At 70.1% G+C, this 1,973-nt stretch carries 3 protein-coding genes; all 3 read left to right on the top strand.

The genetic code is table 11. The annotated features are described in order from the left end of the window. Positions 1-164 (top strand): Gfo/Idh/MocA family oxidoreductase (locus tag EQG76_RS33300; protein WP_255476484.1); only part of this gene is annotated, 164 nt, incomplete at its 5' end. 4 nt (positions 165-168) lie between these two features. After that, the gene (locus tag EQG76_RS06950; RefSeq protein WP_159711855.1) at positions 169-960 is read left to right on the top strand and encodes an HpcH/HpaI aldolase family protein; all 792 of its coding nucleotides are present in this window, start codon (positions 169-171) and stop codon (positions 958-960) included. A 1-nt stretch (position 961) separates the two neighbouring features. Then, complete coding sequence (locus EQG76_RS06945) at positions 962-1,915, top strand: hydroxyacid dehydrogenase (RefSeq protein ID WP_159711853.1); 954 nt, start codon at positions 962-964, stop codon at positions 1,913-1,915. Positions 1,916-1,973 lie beyond the last annotated feature (58 nt).

Raw genomic sequence — 1,973 nt, 5'->3', positions numbered from 1 at the left:
ACGCCGAGGCCTATCGCGCCGAACTGGATGCGTTCATCGACGCGGTGACCGAGGGCAGGCCGGTCCCGGTCGGCTTCGAGGACGGCCGGCGCGCCCTGCTTCTTGCGGATGCGGCACTCGAAGCGTTGAACTCCGGCAAAACCATCGAGCTGAAAGGGAGCTGAGCGGATGCAGCCGAACGGGCTCCGGCAGATCTGGGCAGAAGACAAGGCCGCGCTGAATGGCTGGCTGGCGATCCCCTCGTCCTTTTCCGCCGAGATCATGGCGCACCAGGGCTTCGACACCCTGACCGTCGACCTGCAGCACGGCGTCGCCGATTATCAGACGGCGATCACCATGCTCCAGGCGGTCGCCACCACCAGGACCACGCCCTTGTGCCGGGTGCCGTGGAACGAGCCCGGCATCATCCAGCGCATGTTGGATGCCGGGGTGATGGGCGTGATCTGCCCGATGGTGAACAACCGGGCGGAGGCGGAGGCCTTCCTGTCGGTGATGCGCTACCCGCCGAGAGGGACCCGCAGCTTCGGCCCGATCCGAGCCCTCTACGCGCACGGGCCGAGCTATCCGGCCAAGGCCAATGACGAGATCGTGGCGTTCGCCATGATCGAGACCCGCGAGGCGCTGGCCAATCTCGACGACATCCTGAGCGTGCCCGGGCTGGACGCGGTCTATGTCGGCCCGTCCGACCTCGCCGCCTCGCTGGGCTACCCGCCGCGCTTCGACCCCGAGGAGCCGGCGGTGGTGGATGCGATCCGGCACATCATCGCGCGGGTCAAGGCACACGGGCTGAAAGCCGGCATCCATAACGGCTCGGCCGCCTATGCCAAGAAGATGATCGCCGCCGGGTTCGACCTTGTCACGGTCGGCTCGGATGCCCGCTTCATGGCGGCCGAGGCGGCCAACGTCGCTGCCGCCATGCAGGACCGCCCGGCACCCGGCGGCAACGGCGGGACCTACTGAGATGCCGCACGTCCTGGTGGTGGGCCGGGTGGTCGAGGCCGGGCTGGCGGTGCTGCGCGCAGCGCCGGGCGTCACCTTCGAGATGATCGAGGAGGCCGATCCCGAAGCTGTGCGCGCCCGGCTGCCGGAGGCGAACGGCCTGCTGGTGCGGACCATGCCGATGCCGCCCGACCTCCTGGACGCGGCACCCCGGCTCCAGGTCGTGTCCCGCCACGGTGTCGGCTACGACAACCTGGACGTCGGCTACCTGACCGAGCGCCGCATTCCGCTCGCCATCGCCGCCACCGCCAACGCCGTCTCGGTCGCCGAGCATGCGTTCTGGATGATGCTGGAGCTGGCCAAGCGCGGCCGTGAGCACGATCAGGCGCTGCGCTCCGGCGACTGGGGCTGGCGGCACGGCAATCATGCGATCGAGCTGAACGGCAAGCGGCTGCTGCTGGTGGGCGGCGGGCGGATCGGCCGGGAGCTGGCGCAGCGGGCGCTGGCGTTCGCCATGCAGGTCGCGGTGTTCGACCCGTTCGCGCCGGCCCTGCCCGGCTGCAGCAAGGCGGAAGATCTGGAGCCGGCGGTGGCCGAGGCCGATGTGGTCAGCCTGCACGTGCCGCGCACGGTAGCTACCGTGAACCTGTTCGACGCAGGGATGCTGGCGCGGATGAAGCCGGGGGCGATCCTGGTGAACACCGCGCGCGGCGGGATCGTCGACGAGCAGGCGCTGGTCCAGGCCCTGAAGGAGGGCCGGTTGCGTGGCGCCGGGCTGGATGTGTTCGACCGCGAGCCGCCACCTCTGGACCATCCGCTGTTCGGCCTGCCGAACGCCCTGGTCACCGCCCATGTCGCCGGGGTCACGCAGGAAGCGATGGTGCGGATGGCGGTGGAGTCGGCAACCAACGTCGTGGCGGGGCTGGCGGGGCGGCTGGACCCGGCCGTGGTGGTCAACCGGGAGGTGCTGGCATGAAGCGGCTCAATGTCGGGCTGATTGGCAGCGGCTTCATGGGCCGCAGCCATGCGCTCGC

This window comes from Geminicoccus flavidas (genome assembly GCF_009806515.1).
Lineage (GTDB): Bacteria > Pseudomonadota > Alphaproteobacteria > Geminicoccales > Geminicoccaceae > Geminicoccus > Geminicoccus flavidus.
Note: the sequence above shows the minus strand (reverse complement) of the source record. Positions and strands in the feature narration are given on the sequence as shown.

Coding starts and splice junctions, on each gene's coding strand:
- EQG76_RS06950 (WP_159711855.1), top strand. CDS start 169: ATGCAGCCGAACGGGCTCCGGCAGATCTGGGCAGAAGACAAGGCCGCG.
- EQG76_RS06945 (WP_159711853.1), top strand. CDS start 962: ATGCCGCACGTCCTGGTGGTGGGCCGGGTGGTCGAGGCCGGGCTGGCG.